General features: G+C 46.2%; 9 protein-coding genes. 4 read left to right on the top strand and 5 right to left on the bottom strand.

Annotated features, from left to right (window positions below):
• Window positions 1-2: 2 nt before the first annotated feature.
• The 4 genes from Q0R52_RS27765 to mnmA form a co-directional block, all read right to left on the bottom strand.
• Window positions 3-5,606, bottom strand: coding sequence for an MG2 domain-containing protein (locus tag Q0R52_RS27765; protein ID WP_295801558.1), 5,604 nt, complete (start codon window positions 5,604-5,606; stop codon window positions 3-5).
• Between the two features lie 148 nt (window positions 5,607-5,754).
• Complete coding sequence (locus Q0R52_RS27760) at window positions 5,755-6,159, bottom strand: hypothetical protein (protein WP_295801556.1); 405 nt, start codon at window positions 6,157-6,159, stop codon at window positions 5,755-5,757.
• A gap of 95 nt (window positions 6,160-6,254) precedes the next feature.
• Window positions 6,255-8,666 carry a type I DNA topoisomerase gene (gene topA, locus Q0R52_RS27755; RefSeq protein ID WP_295801553.1) on the bottom strand — a complete coding sequence of 804 codons (2,412 nt, stop codon included), beginning with the start codon at window positions 8,664-8,666 and terminating at the stop codon, window positions 6,255-6,257.
• Window positions 8,667-8,865: 199 nt separating this feature from the next.
• A complete protein-coding gene (mnmA, locus tag Q0R52_RS27750; RefSeq protein WP_295801551.1) occupies window positions 8,866-9,954 on the bottom strand; it encodes a tRNA 2-thiouridine(34) synthase MnmA in 1,089 nt (362 codons plus the stop codon).
• Window positions 9,955-10,137: 183 nt separating this feature from the next.
• On the opposite strand from mnmA, the gene Q0R52_RS27745 reads away from it, so the two are divergent.
• From Q0R52_RS27745 to Q0R52_RS27730, 4 genes are all read left to right on the top strand, one after another.
• Complete coding sequence (locus Q0R52_RS27745; protein WP_295801549.1) at window positions 10,138-15,435, top strand: cadherin-like beta sandwich domain-containing protein; 5,298 nt, start codon at window positions 10,138-10,140, stop codon at window positions 15,433-15,435.
• A 298-nt stretch (window positions 15,436-15,733) separates the two neighbouring features.
• Window positions 15,734-20,779, top strand: a complete 5,046-nt coding sequence (locus Q0R52_RS27740) for a cadherin-like beta sandwich domain-containing protein (protein WP_295801546.1) — start codon at window positions 15,734-15,736, stop codon at window positions 20,777-20,779.
• A 390-nt stretch (window positions 20,780-21,169) separates the two neighbouring features.
• Window positions 21,170-21,595 carry a response regulator transcription factor gene (locus tag Q0R52_RS27735; RefSeq protein ID WP_295801544.1) on the top strand — a complete coding sequence of 142 codons (426 nt, stop codon included), beginning with the start codon at window positions 21,170-21,172 and terminating at the stop codon, window positions 21,593-21,595.
• A gap of 206 nt (window positions 21,596-21,801) precedes the next feature.
• On the top strand, window positions 21,802-22,356 hold the full coding sequence (locus tag Q0R52_RS27730; RefSeq protein ID WP_295801542.1) for a DUF4199 domain-containing protein: 555 nt from the start codon (window positions 21,802-21,804) through the stop codon (window positions 22,354-22,356).
• Here Q0R52_RS27730 and Q0R52_RS27725 read toward each other — a convergent pair.
• Window positions 22,343-22,936, bottom strand: coding sequence for a DUF502 domain-containing protein (locus Q0R52_RS27725; RefSeq protein WP_295801540.1), 594 nt, complete (start codon window positions 22,934-22,936; stop codon window positions 22,343-22,345). The genes Q0R52_RS27730 and Q0R52_RS27725 overlap by 14 nt on opposite strands.
• Window positions 22,937-22,950: the final 14 nt, after the last annotated feature.

The raw sequence follows: 22,950 nt of genomic DNA, 5'->3' as shown, positions 1-22,950 counted from the left end.
CTCTACTTAACCACCTCAACCCATTGCCCCTTTATCAATGCCGTTATCGAATTATTATACATCGCTTCGCAATACGTTGCCGGTAAATAATACTTGCCTGCATAAGCGGCATTAAGCATTACGTAATAGGTAACTTCTTTCCCTTCAGGCAGGCTAAAATAAGTATTAACCCGGTCGTCCCTGATATCGCGATAGTCTGACTCCGATGAAGTAAATGCTTCTGCACCGTTCATCATCCGGGTATTCAATATTTCCCAGCCCGACGGGAATATCTGCGTAAGCGCCAGGTTATCGTAACGGCCGCGTTTGCCCGGGTTTTTAATATTTACCTGGGCAACAAAATCCGTCCCTTGTTTCAGGCTGGCAGGGTCTACCGGTTTTCCGCCGAGGGTGAAGTAACCTACCCGCAGGGTTAATATATCAGGGTCAACGCGGGTTTGTATATCCTGGCCTGATGAGGGTTGTCCTTGTTGTATCAACCTAATGTACAGCTTGTTATTGCCGTTATTTTTTAGCGATACATTGCCGCCCCTTGCATCAACAGGCAGTTGCCACATATACGACTGCGAATTAACGGCAGCCTGTGCATTACCGGCTTTGTAGTTAAAGGTAAGTTTGGCTGCCGATTTGTTTTGACCACAATATTGGGCAACTGCAATCAGCGAATAGGCGGTAGTTTGGGTGCTGTACCAGCTATCTTTCGACAAATGGGTTGCAACCAAACGTAATTCGCCGGCTGCCTTTTGTTGCTGTCCGAGCAGGGTGAGTGTTTCCAAAATCATCGCCTCATCACGCAAATCAGAGCCATATGTGCCATACATTGAATTATACGGCTTTATGGTTAACGGCAGGCCTGCAATCATTTTCAAACCAATTTCGGGCTGACCAGCCAATTTGTAGGCCGCAGCTAATCGCCAGCGGGCTTCAATGCTCAGGTATTTAAACTCACGCAAACGGTTCATGGCGCCAAGTTCGGGCGAACGTGCCAGGGCCAGCAGGTATAAGCGGTAGGCCTGTATTAAATCGGCCCCATAAAAGCTGCGCGAATCTGGCGCCCAGGTTAATGCTTTTAGTTTCTGGTATTTTTTCCATTGCTCGATAAACCCAAGCGGAAGGCTGTATCCTTTGGCTTGTGCCTCGAGCATAAAATGACCGGCGTAGTTGGTGCCCCATTCGTCGGCCTCGCCAACACCCGGCCAGTAGCTCAGTCCGCCACTGTTAACCTGGAAACCGTTTAACCGATTTATAGTTGCCTTTATGTTTCGTTCCGTTTCGGCTTTTTGCCTGGCGCTCAGGTCGAGCAACTGGCCCAAATACAACTGCGGAAATGCAGATGATGTTGTTTGCTCAACGCAGCCATAAGGGTATTCAATCAAATAATTTAAACGTTTGGTAAGGTTTAGCGGTGGGATGGAAGCAACCTCCAGCACAGCCTTGTTGGTGCCATTTATCCCTATTGCAGCATACGACGTATTCCAGCTTTCGCCCGCAGCCAGCTCCTTTTCTGTTATTTTAGTAACCGGCGGATTAGGGTTGCGCACATTCAACTCCACATCATAAGCAGCTATCTCACCGCCACTTCTGGCAACTATATGCACTTTACCCACGCCCACAAAATCTTTAACACTTAAATCAAAAGTTACAAGCTGGTCGCCGGTTTTTGTAAAGGTGATGGTCTTTTGGTTATTACCAGCCATGTTGCTAAATGCATTCGACTGCACCTGCACAGCAACCGTTTTGATGTTGTTTTCCATAGCAAAAACAGTAACCGGCAGTTGTACCTTTTCCGAAGGGCCTAAAACACGCGGCAATGTAGCAAGTATCATCAAAGGTTTTTTAACAGCTACAACTTTCTCTGCACGGCCGTAACTGCCGTTATGCCCGGCTATTACCATCGCTTTTACCGAACCGATGTACTGGGGCAGTGTAAACGCATGGGTTTGCTTTTCGCCGGCATCCAGGTGATATGGGCCTAAAAACTTCACAACAGGTTTAAACCTGTTTACCGATACATTGCGGTTGGCGCCACCGGTACCGTCACCACCTATGCTTAAAATTCGCTCAAGCCCGCCGCCAAATGCGCCGATAACATAATCGAATAAGTCCCAGGTTTTTACACCGAGCGCCTCGCGGGCGTAAAATGTCTCATGCGGATCAGGTGTTTTGTAGTTGGTGATGTCGAGCAAGCCCTCATCAACAATAGCAACCGTGTAAGTCATCTCCTTGCCTGATGCTTCGGATACGGTGATAGACGACTGTGTTTCAGGCTTTATTTTATCAGGCATACTGATAACCGGTTTCAGGATAGTCTCCGGGTTATCAACAGAAAGCGGTATCGCCCCATACATCCGGATAGGTAAATCGTTAACCGTTTGCGAATGACGCTGCAGCAGTGTAACGTTTACAAACACGTTTGGCGCCATGGTTCCATCAACTTTAAAGGTATAACGGGTTTGTCCTTTTTTTGTATCAATCCAGGTAGTTTTTAAAACCTTGCTGCCATTTTCAAAGCTGATAAGCGCGCGGCCGTCTGACATGGTAGGGATGGTCAAGGTCGCATCTTCGCCAACTTTATAATTGGTTTTATCGGCAGTGAACGAAAGCATCGCAGCCTCGGTAGGGTTGGTTTGCTGCAACCTTTCCGACCAATTTGACCAATCGACATATAAAATCTTACCGGTTGAGTGCCCGGTGGTTTCATCTTTGACGCGGATAAGGTAACGCCCCCAATCGGCCTGATTGATGTGCAGGTTCCACTTGCCGCGGCCGTTTACCAGTTTTACGCTGGCTGTTTTTACCAGTTTGTTGTACTTGTCCTGGGTAAAGTTGCTCATTTGGTTGCCGGTCTCGTCCCACCACCAGCGCCATTGTATTTTGTAGAGTTCCAGTTCAACGTTGCGGGTGCCTTCAAACGGTTTCCCGTTTACGTCTACGTCGGCAATATCAATATCATGATCTTTACCGGTAACCAGCATACCTGAAAGGTCGCTGCCTTTTTCTGTTTTAATGCCCACGTAGCCCGGGTAAACATTATATGGCATGCTCAGCGCTTGTATGCTAAAATTGCCGCCCGGTTCAAATACTTTTACCAGGAAGTTGGCATTCAGTTGCCCCGGCGCCTGTTTCTCAATATTGATATTGGTGTTTACCGATGCTTTACCGTTTTCGTCGAGCCGGCCGTCGAATATGGTTTGGGTTTGCGTGGTAAAGGCTAAGGTAGGATCATCAAATACATAATCTTCGTAACCTTTGAAAGCTGTTGTTTTTGGCGACAAAAAAGCGTCAACCTTAGCTTTCAGGTTTTGCGCCGTTCCGCCAAACAACCATTGTGCAGTGAGTGCCCCGCTTACGTCGCCGCCTTTGGTTAATTCTTTTGCCCCGCCAAAGGTTAAGCCTATTTTAAGGCGGTTAGGCATTATGGTTTCAATCTTTACGCTCTTTTCGAACACAGCGCCGCCAACTTTCACTTTAGCGCTCCAGTTACCGGTAGGCGAGGAGGTTTCGGTTGCTGTGTGGAAGCTATAGAAGCCATCTAAGGACTTTGTTTGGGTAAGCCTCCTGTATAGCTTGCCATTGGCATCAAACAGCTCAAACTGAACCGGAAGGTCTGCCGGCAGGGTTTTAAGCTTGTCCTCCAGGATAAAGGACATAAATATCGAATCACCAGGCCGCCATACGCCGCGCTCGCCATAAATAAAGCCTTTGAGTCCGCTTTGTATCTGCTCGCCGCCCACGTTGAAACGGGAGAGCGGCAATGAACTGCCATCATCCAATTTTAAATAACCGCGTTCTTTGCCGCTTTTGGCAACCAGCAGGTAAGGTTTGCGCTTCATATCAAACTTAGCCATGCCATCGCCATCTGACGTGGTTTTGAGTATCACCTGTTTTTGGTAATCCAGCAATTCCAACTCGACGCCGCTCATAGGTTTGGCGCTTAAAATATTGGTGACCGCAACCAGCATGCTGTTATCGCTGCCGCGTTTGGCAATAAGGCCTATGTTTGATGCAATAATGTTCCGTACAGCCCATCTATCCTTGGTGAAATAAGAATTGGTGCATGGGTCGTTGCGCTGTTGCCAGTTGTATTCTTCGGGGTAATAATTATCATATTTCGCCCAAAAATCGTCGTCTTCATCACTTATAGTACCTGTATTGCTGCCAAAGTTGCTGCCCTCGCCGCCATAGCCTTCGTCGTCATCTGCATTTTTTTGAACCGGCGACCCAGCCTTGCAATTGTATATTGAGTAGTCTTTCCGGAAACCGATAATAACGCGGTAAATTGCGCCGGGTTCGGTACGCAAAAGCTGGTCGATATCCAGCATAAAACGGTTCTTTTTACTCAGGTTGAGGCTTTTGTCTTCATCAAGCCGGATGGTTTTTTGAACTACGGGCTTACCTACATGCCGTAATTCCTCGCCACCATCAAATCCGTTGTTCTGGAAATACTGTGGTACGTTGTTTTCAAAAATCTTTACGATGCTTACGTCAACCGCGTTTAAATTGGTTGCCTCAAAAGGCATCATCAGCTTGCCGGAATCAGGTAAGATAACGCCTTTGCCGGGAATAGTCACTGATGGCAAACGGTTTTCAAAAAACACGTTGCCTGTATAGGATTTGGTTATTTTCTTATGCGATATATTTTCAACGCCTTCGTTTACAAAAACGCTGTAATTACCCTGCAGATGTTCGGGCGAATAAACCTTCACGGTGCTTCCCTCAATGGTATAGGCGGCATCCGTTACGTTGCCCATGCCTACCAGGCCACTTAGTTCCTGGCCAATCATTATGTTATCCGAAAATTGCACTAAAACATATTGGTCGTTGTCCTGCACAGCCTTTATGTCAAGCACCCTGAAATCGCCTACGGCTGGGATGTCAAACTGTTGGCTGCCTTTTTTGTCGATATTTAAACCACTCCCATCCCAGTTAACGGTAAGCTGGTTTATCAGACCATTACCGCGGGTGAGTTGGGTCACCACAAAGTGGTGTGTTTTGGCAACCGGATTGTGCTCCCAACTGATGTGTACCGGGTTTACAAAGTTTGCGGTAATGATCTTCTCAATCTCGCCCGAATCTTCGTTGTCGGCCGTTTGGATGATGCCGCTTAACTTCATTTTATCAAGTGAAGTATTGGTGGCGGTTTGCAAGCCGATGAATGATACCGTATAATCGGGTTTTATAGTTTGAAAGCTAAACTTAAAGTCTTCGAATTTTCCGGGTACTTCAATTATTTTATTCAGCTTGAAATCGCCGGTATAGTTTTTATCAGGGTCGAGTTTGCTTTCGGGCCTGAATTCGATGGTGCGGGCATCTATCCAATAAGCTTTGCCTTTTATGGATGGTGAAAAGCTGAAAAGTTTATCGCTTAGCTGTGCATTTTGTTCGTGACTAACCTGTACCTCGCTCGCCAGCCGGATTTTGATAGTACTCCCCTTGGATATTATCCCGGTGGTGTACGATTCGATATACTTACTAAATTCCGGGTCGATGCCTGGTTTTTGGCGATGGCGGAAAATAATAAAAATGGTTAAAACCACCAGTATCAGAAAAATACCGGTGCCGATTAATCCTTTCCGGGTACGGAAAAGGCTGTAGAAAGTATCCATGGTTAGGCTTGTTAATTACCTTGTAATTTAATTCTTTATTTCGGAATTCGGATGTTCGATTTCGGAATTATTTTTTGGATACTACGATAGGTAGCAGTTGGAAATTGTTGATAGCAACTGAAAAACAAAAAGTAGGTAGGATAAATTATCACCCGATCATCACCCCAACCTTATTAATTACAGGTAGTCGAGTGAAATTCATTTCGACAATGCTTTCGGGTAAAAAGATGAATTTTTTATCGTAGATCTGTGTGCCGATGTAGTAGCTTAACCAGTATTCGTTGTTGAGGCCGAATGTTTGCTCATCGATGGGCTCGATAATTTTGAATGAATTGCCTTCAACTAAGGGGAACATATGGCGCAGGGTGGAAGTCTTGACTTGCTCACCATCCTTTTCGCCATAACCTTTTGAGGTAATCAGCACGTTTTCAATCGGTTCGTTTTTAAGGTTAATGATATAAACGTACCATATTTTGCTCTCCACGCTTTCTTTCTCCAGCGCCACTGCTATTGCAATATCTTTTACGGTGTTATCGGGGAGGTCTTTTATCATTGTTAGTTGATTGAGTTGACTTGGTTGGATTAAGTTGACTGAGTTTTGAAAATTAACTTAATCAACCACTCACTCAATCAACCTAATCAACTAATCTATTTTTTCTTCACCGCTGCCTTCTTCTTCGCAGGAGCCTTTTTTGCAACTGCTTTTTTAGCAGGTGCGGCCTTTGCTGCCGGTGCTGCTTTGCCGAAACGCCCTTTTTTTACATCCTTCGGCATTGCATCGGCCAGGGCCTTGCATTCCTCGTAGGTAAGCGTTAACGGGTCCTTGTCCTTTGGTATTTTAACGTTCAGTTTGCCAAATTCAATATAAGGGCCCCAACGGCCGTTTAATACCTTCATGGTAGCATCTTCGTCGAACGCTTTTATCAGCCTGTCAGCATCTTTCTGGCGTTTTTCCAGTATCAGCTCAATAGCTTTTTCTTCGGTAACGTCGTGTGGGTCGATACCTTTTGGAAGCGATACAAAAGCGCTGTTATGCCTTATATAAGGACCGAATTTGCCTATAGCAACCGTCATGTCCTTATCTTCAAACATTCCCACCTTTTTTGGCAGCTTAAACAGTTCAAGCGCTTCTTCAACGGTTATAGTTTCAATGCTTTGCCCGGCGCGTAAACTGGCATATAATGGCTTTTCCGGTTCTTCGTCGGTAGCGTTCTCGCCCACCTGAACAAACGGACCGAAACGGCCTATGCGTACAGATATCTTCTTGCCGCTTTCTGGGTGCACACCTAATTCACGCTCGCCGGTTGCCTTGTTAGCTGTTTGGGTGGTGTTCTCTACTTCTTTATGGAATGGGGTGTAAAAGCTGTGCAGCATATCGGTCCATTCCTGCAATCCCTGGGCTATTTCGTCAAACTGTTTTTCAACGCTGGCAGTAAAGTTAAAATCAACAATATCTTTAAAATGTTGCACCAGGAAATCGTTTACTACGGCGCCAATATCTGTAGGGAACAACTTGCCGCGCTCGGCGCCGGTGTTTTCCACCTTTTCTTCTTTGGTTATTTTATCCCCCTTAAGGGTTAGCACGCGGAAAGCGCGTTGTTTGCCCTCGCGTTCTTCTTTAACCACATAACCGCGGTTTTGTACGGTTGATATAGTAGGGGCGTAGGTTGATGGACGGCCGATACCCAGCTCTTCCAGCTTTTTTACCAGGCTCGCCTCGGTGTAACGTGCCGGCGGTCGCGAAAAACGCTCCGTTGCCGACATTTCCTGTAGTGCCAGGCGCTGGCCTTTTGTCAAAGGCGGCAGCATGGTATTTTCGCCATCCTGCAGGTTGTCCTCCTCGTCGTCGCTCGATTCGAGGTAAACTTTCAGGAAACCATCGAACCTCATTACCTCGCCATTGGCAACCAAATCCTCATTACGTGTTGATACGTTGATTTTTGCGGTGGTTTTCTCAAACTGCGCTTCGCTCATTTGCGAGGCGATGGCGCGTTTCCAGATCAGGTCGTACAGGCGCATCTCGCTCGAGTCGCTGCTAATAGTATGCTTATTAAAATAAGTAGGCCTTATCGCCTCGTGCGCTTCCTGTGCGCTGGCACTTTTGGTTTTATAAACCCGGTGCTGGTGATATTTATCGCCATAGGCTGAGACAATTTCGGCCGCGGCGGCATTTAAGGCCGTATCTGATAAGTTAACCGAGTCGGTACGCATATAAGTAATATGCCCAGCTTCATAAAGCTTCTGCGCAACCTGCATGGTACGCGAAACTGAATAGCCCAATTTACGGCTGGCTTCCTGTTGTAATGTAGATGTGGTAAACGGCGCTGCCGGCGAACGTTTTGCAGGGCGAGTTTCCAACGATTTTACGTCAAAGTCGGCGCCAAGGCAATCCTGCAGAAATTTTTCAGCATCTTCCTGTTTAGTAAAACGCTCTGGCAATTCAGCCTTAAAAGCGTCTTTGCCTTTGCCAAAAATGGCAACTATTTTAAAAGCAGCTTCAGATTTAAACTTGTTTATTTCACGTTCGCGGTCAACAATCAACCTTACGGCAACCGATTGTACCCGGCCGGCAGAAAGCGATGGTTTTACCTTCTTCCACAAAACAGGAGAAAGCTCAAAACCAACCAGCCTGTCGAGCACCCTGCGGGCCTGCTGCGCATTAACTAAATTATAATCTATTTTTCGCGGTGTTTCAATTGCACGCAGTATCGCGGGCTTTGTAATCTCGTGAAATACAATACGCTTTGTTGTGGCATCTTTAAGACCCAATGTTTCAAACAGGTGCCACGATATGGCTTCTCCCTCGCGGTCCTCATCGGACGCTAGCCACACCATATCTGCTTCCTTGGCTAATTTCTTTAACTCGCTAACTACCTGTTTTTTATCGGCAGGTACCTCGTAGTTTTGTTTGAAGTTATTAGCGACATCAATGGCATCATCAGATTTAACCAAATCCCGGATATGCCCGTAACTCGACTTTACTGTAAAGTCTTTGCCAAGGTATCCCTCGATGGTTTTGGCTTTCGCCGGAGATTCTACAATGAGTAAATTTTTAGCCATTTAAGCAGTTTTTTTTGCAAATAAAACATAAAGAAAGCGAAACGCAAATTTGTTTTTTGGAAAAACGTAGTAAAGTTGGAATGTTGGAAGGTTGAAATGTTGTGGAAATTGTTGTAAAGTTGGAAGGTTTGAATGTTGATATGTTCAGAAGAAAAACTCAAAAACAACGTTCCAACATTGAAGCCATACAACAATCTAATCACATTAAGAATCCGCCGCCAAGTAAATCGTTGCCTTCATAAAATACAGCAGACTGCCCCGGCGCAATGCCTGAAACAGAGTGGTGGAAATCGACCATCATGTGTTCGCCCATTTGCTGGATGGTACTTTGGGTGCCGGCGTCTTTGTACCTTATTTTGGTGATGGCTTCCAGCGGCTCGGTAATGGTTTCGTATTTTACCAGGTTAAGGTTTTTAACCCAGGCTTGCTTGCGTTCCAGTTCTTCAACAGTACCTAATACTACAGTGTTGGTTTCAGGCTGTATGTTGGTTACAAACATGGGGTGGCCCAAGGCAATACCCAGGCCTTTACGCTGGCCTATAGTATAAAACGGGTATCCCTGGTGCTTGCCTACTACTGTGCCATCGGTTAAAACAAAATTGCCGCCGGCAACGCGTTCTTCAAGGTCGCCCACCTTGTGCCTTAAAAAGGCGCGATAGTCGTTGTCGGGCACAAAGCATATTTCATAGCTTTCGCTTTTTGCGGCAAGTTCCATTTGGCCCATATCTAAAGCCATTTGGCGTATCTCGGGTTTCGAGAAACTACCCAACGGGAATTTTGTACGCGCCAGGTTTTTTTGCGATACACCCCAAAGCACGTATGACTGGTCTTTATTTTCGTCTTTACCTTTTGATATTACGTAACGGCCACTATCTTGTAAGCGGATGTTGGCATAATGCCCGGTTGCAATAAATTCGCAATCCAGCTTATCGGCGCGCTTCAGCAGGGCTTCCCATTTAATATGGGTATTGCATAAAACACAAGGGTTGGGGGTGCGGCCCGCGAGGTATTCGTCAACAAAATTGTCGATAACAAAATCGCCGAATTCACTCCTTATATCCAAAATATAATGCGGGAACCCGTAGCCAACAGCTAGTGCGCGGGCATCGTTGATGCTGTCCAGGCTGCAGCAGCCGGTTTCTTTTGAGCTTCCGCCAGACGAGGCGTAGTCCCAGGTTTTCATGGTGAGCCCGATAACTTCATAACCCTGCTCGTGCAGCATAACTGCCGCCACCGAACTATCAACCCCGCCGCTCATTGCCACTAATATCCTGCCGTGCTTACTCATAATTGGGCGCAAAGATACTGCTTTGAAATTTATGTTGAAGGATATTGTTGGTCAGGTGAGCGTAAAATGAAACCGGGCAGATCGACCAAAAATAAACAACGTAACGTAAGTCACATTTCGACATGCCGGTTGTCATTCTTTTAGGGGGAAATAAACTCAAGATTTGTTTAAATAACACCGATTATGAAAGCAATACTGGTTTTTACAAACCTGTCGCATTCGGTCGTGCCCCGGGTTATGGACGAGATAGCCGAACAGGTACACACAAGCATTGAAAGGCCGGAGAAACAGCGCAATAAGAAATCAGAGCCCTTATTCTTAAAATGGGCTACGGCAAAAGTTTTTAACTACCGGGTGCATTTGCTGATGTTTGCGGCCTCCCTTTGTTTTAGCGGTAATTTGTTTGCGGTAATTAAACCTGTTCATAAATATCCGCGCCTGGTTAGCAACCATGTAACTAAAGTTAACAAGCAGAGTGTGGATATTAAACCTGATGCCGCTTTTGTAAAACTAAAAACCAATAACGCTGCTTTAGTGCCAACTATTAGCTATACCGGCCCTCAAACTTATACAGCAGGCACGGCAATTACACCACTGGTACCCACCAGCAGCGGTGTTGCCGCAGTTGCCTATAGTAGCAACCCGGCAATAGTGGCTTCGCGGCTAAACTCACCATCAGGCATAGCGGTTGACCGTTGGGGTAATGTATTTGTAATCAACGAAAACGTTGCCGGGCTTACAAAGTACCCTGCCAGTGGTGGCGCTGCTGTCACCCTGACCCTTTTTTTGGGGGATTACGCAACCGCAGTGACGACAGATGTTGCAGGCAATTTATATGTTTATACTAAGCGCCATCAGCTGTGTATTAAAATGTCGGGGGAAGGTAAGGTTCTGAGCGTATTAAACTCTGAACACCTTCGTCTTTTCGGATACAAAAATCCGGTAGGCCTCGCGGTGGACGATTTAGGAAATATATATTCCGTGGCGCCAGGAATCGATGTGGTGCAACAGGCGCCGCCTAGTTATAGAAGTTATGTTAAGCTTGGTTCGGAGTTGTCAAACGCCCGCAGCGTTGCTGTGGATGTAGTCGGTAATGTTTACGTTGCTGATTTTGATCATAATGCGATAAAAATGTTCCCGGCCGCAGGCGCCGCAGCTATTACTTTAGGGTCGGGTTTTAAAAAGCCTACAGGCGTGGCGGTAGATGCGGCAGGAAATGTATTCGTGGCCGACTACGGTAATAACGCTGTAAAAGAAATACCAGCTGGTGGCGGCGTCCCGGTCACGCTTGCTTCGGGGTTTTTAAACCCCACAAGTGTAGCTGTAGGCAGCGACGGTAATATTTATATAACCGACAGGGGGCACCTGGCCGTAAAAAAAATCAGGCCTGCCGGTGGTTATTATGTAAGCCCTGCTTTACCGGCCGGGTTGTTCATAAATAACAGCACAGGAGTTATAACCGGTACGCCAACCGGCAGCAGCCCGGCTACGCAATATACTATAAGCGCTTACAATGTATCTGGCAGCAGTTCCGCAACTGTTACCATCGGGGTTAATCTCCCTGCTTTGCCCGTTGTAAGCTACGGGGGGGCACAAACATATACTATGGGTGCTGCAATTAAACCATTAGCCCCTGCAAGCACAGGTGTTGGCGCCGTAGGTTATAGCCGCATCCCAATTCTTTTTAACCACTCCTACTATAGGGACTTATTCGTAGATGGAGTAGGGAATGTTTACCAGATTTTAGCGTTGGACCGTAAATTTTTAGTAACCCCACCGGATGGAGGGCCATCATATTTCATCTCATTTCAAGATAATAACTGGGGACAGTACGCCAGTACAGTAGATCCCGCCGGTAATATTTATTTAGCAAGTCAACATAAAGGGATGATTAAAATCCCTGCAGGTGGTGGTGCCTGGTTGACACTCACCACCGATGCCCGTTTTAAAGACGCCCTTTATGATTTTACAGCAGATGCCAAAGGAAATATTTATGCAATAAATTTTACTGACCGGATTGTGATTGAATTGCCCGCCGGCGGCGGGAGCATAATCAATGCCTGCGTCGGCGCTAAACAACCTTTCAGGGTTCAGGTAGATAGTGCGGGCAACATATATACGGTCGAGGACATAAAAAATAGCATTGGGGTGGTGAAATATCCTGTTGGCGGGGGCTCCCCTGTTGTTATTGAATCGAGCCTTAGCTCGGGCAATGCCGGATTAGGTGATATTGGAGTTGACGGCTCGGGTAATTTGTATGTGATTATCACATCCCTCAACTTAGTAAAAAAGATACCTGCAGACGGCGGCAAGCCCATTGTTTTGAGTTCGGGGTTCGACGAGCCGACTGACATAGTAATATCTGGTAATGGCCGGTTATATGTAGAGGAGTTTTCTCAGGGTGATGTTAAAGAAATTATACCAACTGGAGGGTATTTTATAACGCCCCACCTGCCAGGTGGCCTGCACCTGGACGAGGCAACCGGTATTATAAGTGGCAAACCAACTGCTGTAAGCCCAGCGAAGAATTATGTAATTCATGCTTATAATTTAAGTGGCGAAACGAGATCGGTAATAAACATAAAGGTAAGTGCCTTGCCTGCACCAGCAATCAGTTACGGCGGGCCGGTGGTGTTTGCTACAGGCGCCGCCATTACGCCGCTAGTACCAACCGCCAGCAGGGTTGCCGCCCCAGGATACAGCAGTGCTACAACCACAGTAGGCTCTGGCTTTTTGGCGTCAAGGAGCGTTTCGCTGGATGCTGCCGGTAATATTTACGTAGCTGACCATGGTAATAAACAGGTAAAAAAAGTACCAGTTGGCGGCACGGCTCCATACGCCATAGGTAAGGGGCTGGCCGATCCAAATGGTGTGGCAGCAGATGCTGCCGGTAACGTTTATGTGGCCGATAACGGTAACAATACCGTAAAAAGAATTACTACCGGCGGCAATACCGACAATATTGGTTTTGGCTTTGCCGGTCCCACAGGCGTAGCCGTTGATGCGGCAGGCAGCGTGTACGTATCCGACAACTTGCACAGCATGATAAGGCAGGTACCTGCAGGACTAAATACATCTGTTGCTTTAGGTACCGGCTTTAGTAACCCTTATAATGTTGCAGTTGATGCAGCCGGCACCCTGTATATCTCCGATTCGAAAAACAACGCCTTGAAAAAGCTGCCTGCAGGCAGCAATACCCCAGTCACTATTGGTTCGGGCTATAGTTCGCCCAACGGCGTGGCCGTTGATGCTTTTGGCAATGTATTCCTGACGGATTTTGGTAATAACCTTGTGAGGGAACTACCTGCGGGTGGCGGCAGCCTTGTTACTATTGGCTCGGGTTTCAGCGCCCCTTACGGGCTGGCAACAGATGCGGTGGGGAATGTATACGTAGCTGACCAGAACAACAATGCGGTTAAAAAAATAGCGCCGGTTGGCGGCTATTATGTGAGCCCGGCTTTACCTGCGGGGCTAAGTATTAATCATGTTACGGGAGTTATAAGAGGTGTGCCAACCGCACCCTGCCCAGCAACCGATTATAAAATAACTGCTTATAACGCAAACGGCAGCAGCACCGCAATTGTAAATATCACCACTACAGCATCTGTTAACCTGGCTAACCTAGTATTAAGCTACGGAACATTGTCGCCTGCATTTAACAGCTCAATAAATAAGTATACCGCAAATGTACCTAATACCACATCAGGTATTACGGTAACCCCCACGGTTACTCAAACCGGCGCTACTGTAAAGATAAATGGCATTGCAATAACCGATGGCACCACTTCGGGCAATATCCCGTTAAAAATAGGGCCCAATACCATTACGGTCATTGCAACTTCTGCTGATGGGAAATCGGTAAACACTTATACCATAAAAGTTAGCCGCATCCCGTTTGCAGATGATGGCCTTGTGGCGCTTGCACTCAATAGCGGCGCATTAAGCCCCGCGTTCACAAAAGCTATAACCAATTACACTGCAAATGTGAGTACCACCACCACCACTATACACATAACACCTGTAACCAGCGACGTTGTTGCAACAATAAAAGTAAATGGGGTAGATTTGCTTTGGGGTGCAACATCGGCAGATATCCCGCTAATAATTGGAAGCAACCGGGTTGTGGTAACGGTTACCGCACAAGATGGTATAACCATAAAAAACTACGTGGTAACGGTGATAAGGGCAAAATCAGGCAATGCTTTTCTTTCCACTTTAAAGGCCGATGGCAAATCACTGTTTTTCCGTACCACCGGCCCGGGATATGCCGATTATACAACCGCGATAGACCCTTCTAAAAGCAGTATTTCAATCACGCCGGCGGCTGTTGACTCCAATGCTACTATCACCATAAACGGGGTTGCCGTAGCCACAGGTACTGCTTCGGCGCCGGTAGCGTTAAACCCCACCAGTACGCTTGTTACTATATTGGTTACGGCACAAAACGGTATTGCCAAAAAAACCTATACACTGAGGGTGGAGCGTACAGGTTCGCTCAATGCTTTCTTAAAATCGCTAAAGCTTAGCCCAAATTCCGAGCTTGTGGCCACCAACGGTACGGGTTATTATACTACGTCTTTTAATTATACTGCTACTGTTGCCCCCGAAGTAAGTAACCTTATCGTTACACCTGCAGCGCAGGATCCTAACGCCGCTATCACCGTAAACGGTACCATTGTAAACAGCGGCGAGGCCTCAACACCAATATCTTTGAACGCGGCACCGACTAATATAACGATAACTGTTACCTCCCAGGCTGGTACAACCAGCCAAATCTATACAGTCACCGTAAACCGCAGCGGTTCAAATAACGCCTTGTTAACCAGTTTAAAACTAATTAATTATTATCCAAGGGCAACCGTTCCGCCGCTTACCATGACTACTGGGCCGGGTTATAAAAATTTTAAGACTACAATAGTACCTGATGATTACTATTTGCGTTTTATCCCCACAGCTCAGGATGCTAACGCTACGATTACTGTTAATGATACTCCTGTAATTAGCGGGAAAAGTTCGGAGTGGATACGAATGAATATCGGGGACAATCTGGTCACCACTGTAGTAACTGCCCAGGACGGTATTACAAAAAAAGTATATTTAATAGCCGTGCACCGGTTAAATGATGCTGGCCTGGCTGCTAATGATAGTACTATAGTTGCTGTTATTGAGGAGCAGTCTCCTAAGCCGACTGGCGGCAACGATATTATTGTCCAGTCCGGCTTTTCGCCAAACGGCGATGGGATAAATGACTACCTGGTAATTGACGGCCTGGCAGCATACCCGGAAAATAAATTATCAATAGCCGCCAGGAGCGGTGCACTGGTTTATGAAACAACTGGCTATAACAGCAGGGGTAATGTGTTTGACGGCCATGCAAAAAATGGCAGGCTGCAGCAGGCAGGCACTTATTTCTATAAATTGGAATATAAAACTGATGGAGTTACTAAGCGAAAAACGGGTTTTACTGTAATTAAATATTAACGTTAATTAGCAGCGGAATGGTTATAAGTCTGGTTTGAATATCCGGCTAACAATATTTGTTAATGTAAAATACCCGTTACATAGTTATTGTGCCTGATTTTCAACTTTGTATATTAAATATTTAGTTAAATTTATCACTGATTTAGTTAAGGTTAGGTCTTTTTTTGACGATAAAAAAGAATATGTTTCTAAATCGTTGCACTGCTCATACAAACCCCGGTATAAAGCCTGAAAGTGCGCCATTAAAACCTATATCGGTAAACCAATGCCGCCAATATAAGCCTGTTAACGCCATATTATGAAAAAACTATACAAACAGCTATGTACTTGTGGTTCTTTAATGAACCTGGCATGCGCGTCGTTATTTTTGGTAATTACTTTGCCCACCCGTTTGTCGGCGCAGGCACCAACTATCAGTTATGCAGGTCCGCACCAGTATACGGCCGGTACGGCAATTACGCCATTGACACCCACCAGCAGCGGTGTTGATGCTGTTGCTTACAGTAGCGGCAGCCCGGTAACCATAGCCTCGGGACTTAACTCTCCTTCGGGTATAGCTGTAGATAGATGGGGTAATGTATTTGTAACCAACGAAAACCTCGCCGGGGTTATAAAATACCCGGCAGGGGGCGGTGCCCCCGTTACCATATCAGTGCCTGGAACTGGCGCAACAGGGGTAACTACCGATGCCGCAGGCGATGTTTATGTTAACGAGGTGGGTAACCTGGCAGTTGTTAAACTGCCAGCAGGCGGTGGTGCGGCGGTAATATTAAAGCCGTCAAAATTACAGCCAGCATCGGGTTTCGGCTACAAATTATACTATAACCCCGTAGGTGTTGCGGTAGATGCCTTCGGGATACTTTATACAGTAGCTGCCGAAACAGACGGAGTACAGCAATTACCGGATATCTCTTCAATCTTTGTTAAAGTCGGGTCAGGTTTATCAAATGCCCATGGTATTGCTGTGGACGCGAAGCGTAATATTTACGTGGCTGATTATGGCAACAATGCTATAAAAATCTTCCCGGCCGATGGCAGTGCAGTAGTTACATTAGGGTCGGGTTTTAATAAACCGACCGGGGTGGCTGTAGATGCTGCAGGAAATGTATATGTGGCCGATTACGGCAATAACGCCGTAAAAGAAATACCTGCCGGTGGCGGTGCTGTGATTACACTGGCATCAGGATTTTCAAATCCAACCGGGGTAGCTATAGCCAGCGATGGCAGTATTTATGTTACCGATAGCGGCAACTTTGCGGTAAAAATGATCCAGCCGGTGGGCGGGTATTATGTGAGCCCTGCTTTGCCTGCGGGATTAATTTTAAATAACAGCACAGGGGTAATAACCGGTACACCAACCGCTGCCAGCCCTGTTACAGTGTATACCATAAGTGCTTACAATACTTTTGGCAGCAGCACAGCAACTGTTACCATTGGGGTTGACATGCCCGCCCTGCCGGTTGTAAGCTATGCCGGCCCGCAAACGTACACCGTAGGTAATTCAATCACACCATTAGCACCTGCCGGCAGCGGGGTTGGCCCGGTAAGTTATAGCCAAATCCTTGTCCCTGTGCCATATACCCAACCCGGTCCGTTTTTTACGATGTTTACAGATGGCGCGGGAAATTTTTACCAGGAGACGGCCACCGGCGATTTTAGTGTCACCCCACCCGATGGGGGGGCACCGCGTATCATCTCGTTAGGCGCTTACAAAAATAAAGCACAAAATTTTGGAGTTGATGGTGCTGGTAATATTTACCTGGGAATATTTAATTATGGGGTGGTGGTAATCCCTTCCAATGGCGCCCCGCCCTCAACGGTCACTACCGATGCTCATTTTAAGGATCTGTACGATTTTGTGGTTGATCCGGCCGGTAATCTTTATGGCGAAAGTTATAGTGCTAATTATGTAGTAAAAGTAAAAGCCGGTAGCACAACTTCGATTAAAGCCAGCGTTCCAACGAAGAATTATCTTCAGGGCATTCAGGTAGACGATGCGGGTAATGTTTATAGCAACGAGTTCACTGGAAAAGACGTTATTGAAGTAAAATATCCGCCCGGAGGGGGCACTCCTGTTATTATATCAAAATATGGACCTAATATAAGTTTTGACGGTAAGGGTAATATATACCGGCTTAGTTCATCCGCAATAGAAAAGATACCTGTAAACGGTGATGCGCCTTTTACTTTGGGGCGTTTCGCCAACCCGGGTAATGTCATAGTATCGGGTAATGGCCGCGTATATGTGTATGAGCCCGTGAATAACCACATAAACGAAGTTATACCTACAGGAGGTTATTACATAACGCCCAATTTGCCCGATGGTTTAAGCCTGGATGAGGCAACCGGCGTTATCAGCGGCACACCAACTGCCGTAAGCCCTGCAAAAAATTACATCATACACTCCTATAATTTAAGCGGTGAAACGGAATCAGTAGTAAATATCAAAGTAAGCGCCTTGCCTCCGCCTGTGATCAGTTACAGCGGGCCGGCAGTTTTTGGCACCGGAAGCGCAATTACACCGCTTGTACCTGTAACCAGCGGGGTTGCAGCGCCCGGTTACAGCAGCACCACAACAACCATAGGTTCTGGCTTTTTGGCGCCAAGGGGAGTTTCGCTGGACGCGATGGGTAATATATACGTAGCCGACCATGGACACAACCAGGTAAAAAAGATACCGGTTGGCGGCGGTGCCCCGTATACCATAGGCGCTGGCATTGCTGACCCAAATAGCGTGGCAGCAGATGCTGCAGGTAACGTTTATGTGGCCGACAATAGTAACAATACGGTGAAAAAAATTGCCGCAGTTGACGGTAGTACCATCAATATAGGTGTTGGTTTTGCCGGCCCAACGGGTGTAGCAATTGATGCCGCCGGAAGCATATATGTCGCTGATAATTTGCACAGCGCTATTAAACAAGTGCCCACCGGGGTAAATACGCCGGTTATATTAGGTTCCGGTTTTAATAAACCATACAATGTTGCTGTTGATGCAGCTGGTAACCTGTATATTTCCGACTCTAAAAATAATGCATTGAAAAAACTGCCTGCAGGCAGTAATACCCCGGTTACCATAGGTTCTGGCTATAATTCGCCAAATGGCGTGGCTGTCGATGCTTTCGGCAATGTGTTCCTGACGGACTTTTACAACGAACAAGTGAAAGAGTTGCCGGCGGGTGGCGGGAGCCTGGTTACCATTGGCTCAGGTTTCAGCGCCCCTTACGGCCTGGCAACCGATGCAGTAGGAAACATATACGTAGCCGACCAGAACAATAATGCAATTAAACAAATAGCGCCTGTGGGCGGCTATTATGTCAGTCCGGCCTTACCGGCAGGGTTAAGTATTGATAATACTAGCGGCACCATATATGGTACGCCGACCGTTGCCAGCGCGGCAACCGATTATAAAATAACCGCTTACAACGCAAATGGCAGCAGTACTGCAATTGTAAATATCACAACAACGGCATCTGTAAGCCTGACTAGCCTTGCGTTAAGCAGCGGAATATTAGCGCCTGCTTTTGACGGAGCCGTAAACAGTTATACCGCAAACGTGCTTAATACAACAGGAGGTATAACTATAACACCCACAGTTGCCCCAGCCGGCGCTATCGTTACTATTAACGGCGTTGCAGTAGCCGATGGTACGCCTTCGGGCAGTATCCCGTTAACAGTGGGCCCAAATAATATTACGGCTGTAGTAACTTCTCCTGGTGGAGCATCGATAAATACTTACACGGTAAAAGTTAACCGCGCGCCATCCGCAGATGATGGCCTTGCGTCGCTTGCAATTAGCGTTGGTACGTTAAGCCCAGGGTTTTCAACGGCTATAACCAGCTACACGGCAAATGTAAGTACTACCACCACCACTATAAATTTAACAACGGTAACCACTGACCCAACAGCGACAATAAAGGTAAATGGCGTAGATGTGACTTCAGGGTTGGTATCAGCAAATATCCCGATAGGAATTGGCAACAACCCGGTTGTGGTAACGGTTACCGCGCAGGATGGAATAACTAAACAAAACTACGTGGTGACGGTAATAAGGGCAAAAAATGATAATCCTTTTCTTGCCACGTTAAAGGCGGATGGTAATTCATTACGTTTCCGAACCAGTGGCCCGGGTTATGCCAACTATACAACAGCGGTAGACCCAGCTAAAAGCACTATTTTAGTTACCCCAACAGCAGTTGACCCCAATGCCACTATCACCGTAAACGGTGTTGATGTGGCCACGGGTTCGGCTTCGGCGCCGATAGCTTTAAACCCTATCAGTACGCTTATTACAATAGTGGTTGCGGCACAAAACGGTATTGTCACAAAAACATACACATTGTCGGTAGAGCGAACCGGCTCGCTTAATGCTTTCTTAAAATCGGTAAGGCTTAACCCGAATTCGACGCTTAAAGCCACCAGCGGATCGGGTTATTTTACTACCTCGTTTGATTATACTGCTGCGGTTGCCCCGGAGGTAAGCAGCCTTACCCTTACACCGACATCATTGGACCCAAATGCAACTATTACTGTGAATGGAACCTTTGTAACCAGCGGAACTGCCTCGGCACCGATTACTTTGAATACGGGACCTACGGTTATAACGATAGTAGTCACCTCGCAGACTGGTACAAACAACCAAACTTATACCATTACGGTAAGCCGCAGCGGGTCGAGTAACGCTTCGCTGGCTAATATAAAAGTAATCAGTCGTTCGCCTACCACAAACACACGATCGCTAACAAGGATAACCGGGCCTGGCTTCGAAAATTTTAAAACTACAGTATCATATTTTGGCCCATTTGTGTATATTATTCCAATAGTTCAGGATCCAAACGCTACGGTTACTGTTAACGGCGTTGCCGCAATCAGCGGTAAAAACTCGCAAGAGGTAGATTTGAATGTCGGGGATAATTTAATAACCACAGTAGTGACAGCCCCGGACGGTGTTACAACCAAAACATATTTGATAACAGTACGCAGGTTAACAGTTGCCGGTCTTGCTGCCAATGATAGCGAGATAGCAGTTGTTGAGGAACACACCACGAAGCCGGCAGAAAGTGACGGTATTGTTGTGCACCCTGGTTTTTCGCCAAACGGCGACGGGGTAAATGATTACCTGTTAATTGACGGGCTTGCAGCTTATCCGGATAACAAATTATCGATAGCTTCCAGGAGTGGCGCACCGGTTTATCAAACCACAGGCTATAATAGCACAGGCAATGTGTTCGACGGCCACGCAAAAAATGGCAGGTTACAGCAGGCCGGTACTTATTTTTATAAATTGGAATATAAAGCGGATGGTGAAACCAGGCAAAAGACCGGTTTTATTGTAATTAAGTATTAAGGGATATTGTTAGCTGATGACTAGCGATGCTGTCTGAATAGCGCTTTATAAGCAGGCCTTTTGGCCGCAGGCTCTTAGCGCATTGTGTCGTGTTTGTAGATAGTGCCTTATTGCCTCTGTGTTTATCCCGGCCTGCCTTACAGGCATTAGCCACCGACAAAGTTGCCACGAATGAGCAAGGTGAGCTGCAAGGTGCATTTTCGATTTTAAACAACATTAGTTTAATAATGGGACCGTTGCTTTTGAGCTACGTATTTTTCTTTTTCACTAAACAAGGATCGAAAGTGTACTTCGCCGGGACGCCTTATTTGCTGGCATCGATATTAATGCTGATTAGCACCGTTATTGCTGTTCTGAGTTTCAAAAAAGCTTAAATTAGTGGCTGCTATTATGAAACAGGTTGTTATTGCCTTTGGTTTGTTAATTACTGCGCTGCTGATATTATTCGGGGTGGCAAAGTTCTACAGTATAGGTCACGAAACTTCAGGCGATTTTTGGATTGGCGCATTCAGCCTGTTGTTTTTGGTGATAGGCATATTGTTGAGTCGTAAGTTATTCGCAAAAACCATTGTTGTAAACCACCAGCAGCCCGTGGCAATTAACCACGACCAATTGTTACAATCTGGCATAAGCAAACGCGAAGCTGAAATACTGCTGCTGATTCACGAGGGCCTTTCCAATCAGCAAATAGCCGACAAATTGTTTGTGTCTGAAAATACTATCAAAAAACATATCTCTAATATCTTTCAAAAGTTACAGGTTGAACGAAGAACTGAGGCGATTAAGAAAGCGCTGGAGTTGTCGATTATTAAATAAACGAAATTCTCAACTTAGAGCCGCAATACTTGCGGCTCTCACCCACCTTGCGACCATTGCACGCGGGAGACGCAAGTATTGCGTCTCTACACAAAAAAATCACCTACTACTAAAGTTGTATTTTAACAAATTCCGTCAAAATACTACTTCCGTATAATTGTAATTTTAAAAACTTGCCGTTTATTTGACTTAAAAATCAACAAGTTATGAAAAAAATAGTTTGGCGCTATGGGCTATATGCAGGCATTGGCGAATTTGTAACATTTGTTTTAGTATGGCTGCTAATAGACATAACGCATGTAAGCCATAAGATACAGGGCGGCATTGGGTATATAGCCATATTGTGCCCAATGGTATTTGTTTATTTTGGCATCCGTTATTACCGCGACGTGATGAGCGGTGGCAGCATCAGCTTTTTGCGGGCCTTAAAAATAGCGATGCTTATTATAACCATCCCGGCCGTATCTTATTCAATAATTGAAACGGTATACGTAATTTATATCGACCCGCATTTTTACGAGAACATTGCCAGCTACGATTTGGGCGAATACCGCAAAATAATGAGCCCCGCCCAGTATGCCGCAAAAGTTAAGGAAGTTAATGCGCAGTTGATAATGCTTAAAAATCCTTGGATGAATTTTATGGGGATGATTGCTACTATGGCAGCATTGGGTACCATTTCGGCAGTTATTTCGGCGTTGCTGGCGTTCCGTAAATCGCCAAAAGTTGATGTGTCGCCGCAGGTGGCTACAGCCCGCTAACCCCGCCAGAGATTACAAACTTCATCATATCTGCCGCGCTTTTGTCGATAGGTTTAACCTTATCGGCAGATATGATGATCACTTGCCCGGCAAACGAGTAAGACCATGGGAAATACACTGCTACGTCGCCCGGCAGGTTTAATGCCGAAAGATCTTTTTGGGTCACAAAGCCTATTTTCTTTACTCCAAATTCGTTTATCTCAACTAAAACAGGCTCGTTAAACTTCTTTTCCTCGCCAACAAATGCTTCTGTTAAATCCTTGATGGAAGAATACAGGAATTTAAACAGCGGCAAGCGGTTAAGCCAGCGATAAAACCAGCGTTTTATTGGGTCGGTAACAACGTTGGTAACCAGTATGCCGGCTACTAAAATAAGTACTACCACGTTTACAATACCCAGGCCGGGTATGTACATCGGCTTGCCGGTTTTGGGGTCGGTCCATAAGAAATCGCTTAGGTTAAGCGCATTATCCAAAGTTTTAACCGCCCAAAAGATCAACAGGAACGCAGCCCCCAGCGGGACTACCACCAACAACCCTTTAAAAAAATACCGTAAAAGCGCGCGGAACAATTGCTTCATCTTTAAACCTGGTT

Origin of the sequence: Mucilaginibacter sp. (assembly GCF_025359345.1) — a bacterium.
In the GTDB taxonomy this organism is placed as follows: Bacteria; Bacteroidota; Bacteroidia; order Sphingobacteriales; family Sphingobacteriaceae; genus Mucilaginibacter.
This window is presented reverse-complemented; position numbering and strand designations above follow the sequence as displayed.

Coding starts and splice junctions, on each gene's coding strand:
- Q0R52_RS27745 (WP_295801549.1), top strand. CDS start 10,138: ATGAAAGCAATACTGGTTTTTACAAACCTGTCGCATTCGGTCGTGCCC.
- Q0R52_RS27725 (WP_295801540.1), bottom strand. CDS start 22,936: ATGAAGCAATTGTTCCGCGCGCTTTTACGGTATTTTTTTAAAGGGTTG.
- Q0R52_RS27735 (WP_295801544.1), top strand. CDS start 21,170: ATGAAACAGGTTGTTATTGCCTTTGGTTTGTTAATTACTGCGCTGCTG.
- Q0R52_RS27765 (WP_295801558.1), bottom strand. CDS start 5,606: ATGGATACTTTCTACAGCCTTTTCCGTACCCGGAAAGGATTAATCGGC.
- Q0R52_RS27730 (WP_295801542.1), top strand. CDS start 21,802: ATGAAAAAAATAGTTTGGCGCTATGGGCTATATGCAGGCATTGGCGAA.
- topA (WP_295801553.1), bottom strand. CDS start 8,666: ATGGCTAAAAATTTACTCATTGTAGAATCTCCGGCGAAAGCCAAAACC.
- mnmA (WP_295801551.1), bottom strand. CDS start 9,954: ATGAGTAAGCACGGCAGGATATTAGTGGCAATGAGCGGCGGGGTTGAT.
- Q0R52_RS27740 (WP_295801546.1), top strand. CDS start 15,734: ATGAAAAAACTATACAAACAGCTATGTACTTGTGGTTCTTTAATGAAC.
- Q0R52_RS27760 (WP_295801556.1), bottom strand. CDS start 6,159: ATGATAAAAGACCTCCCCGATAACACCGTAAAAGATATTGCAATAGCA.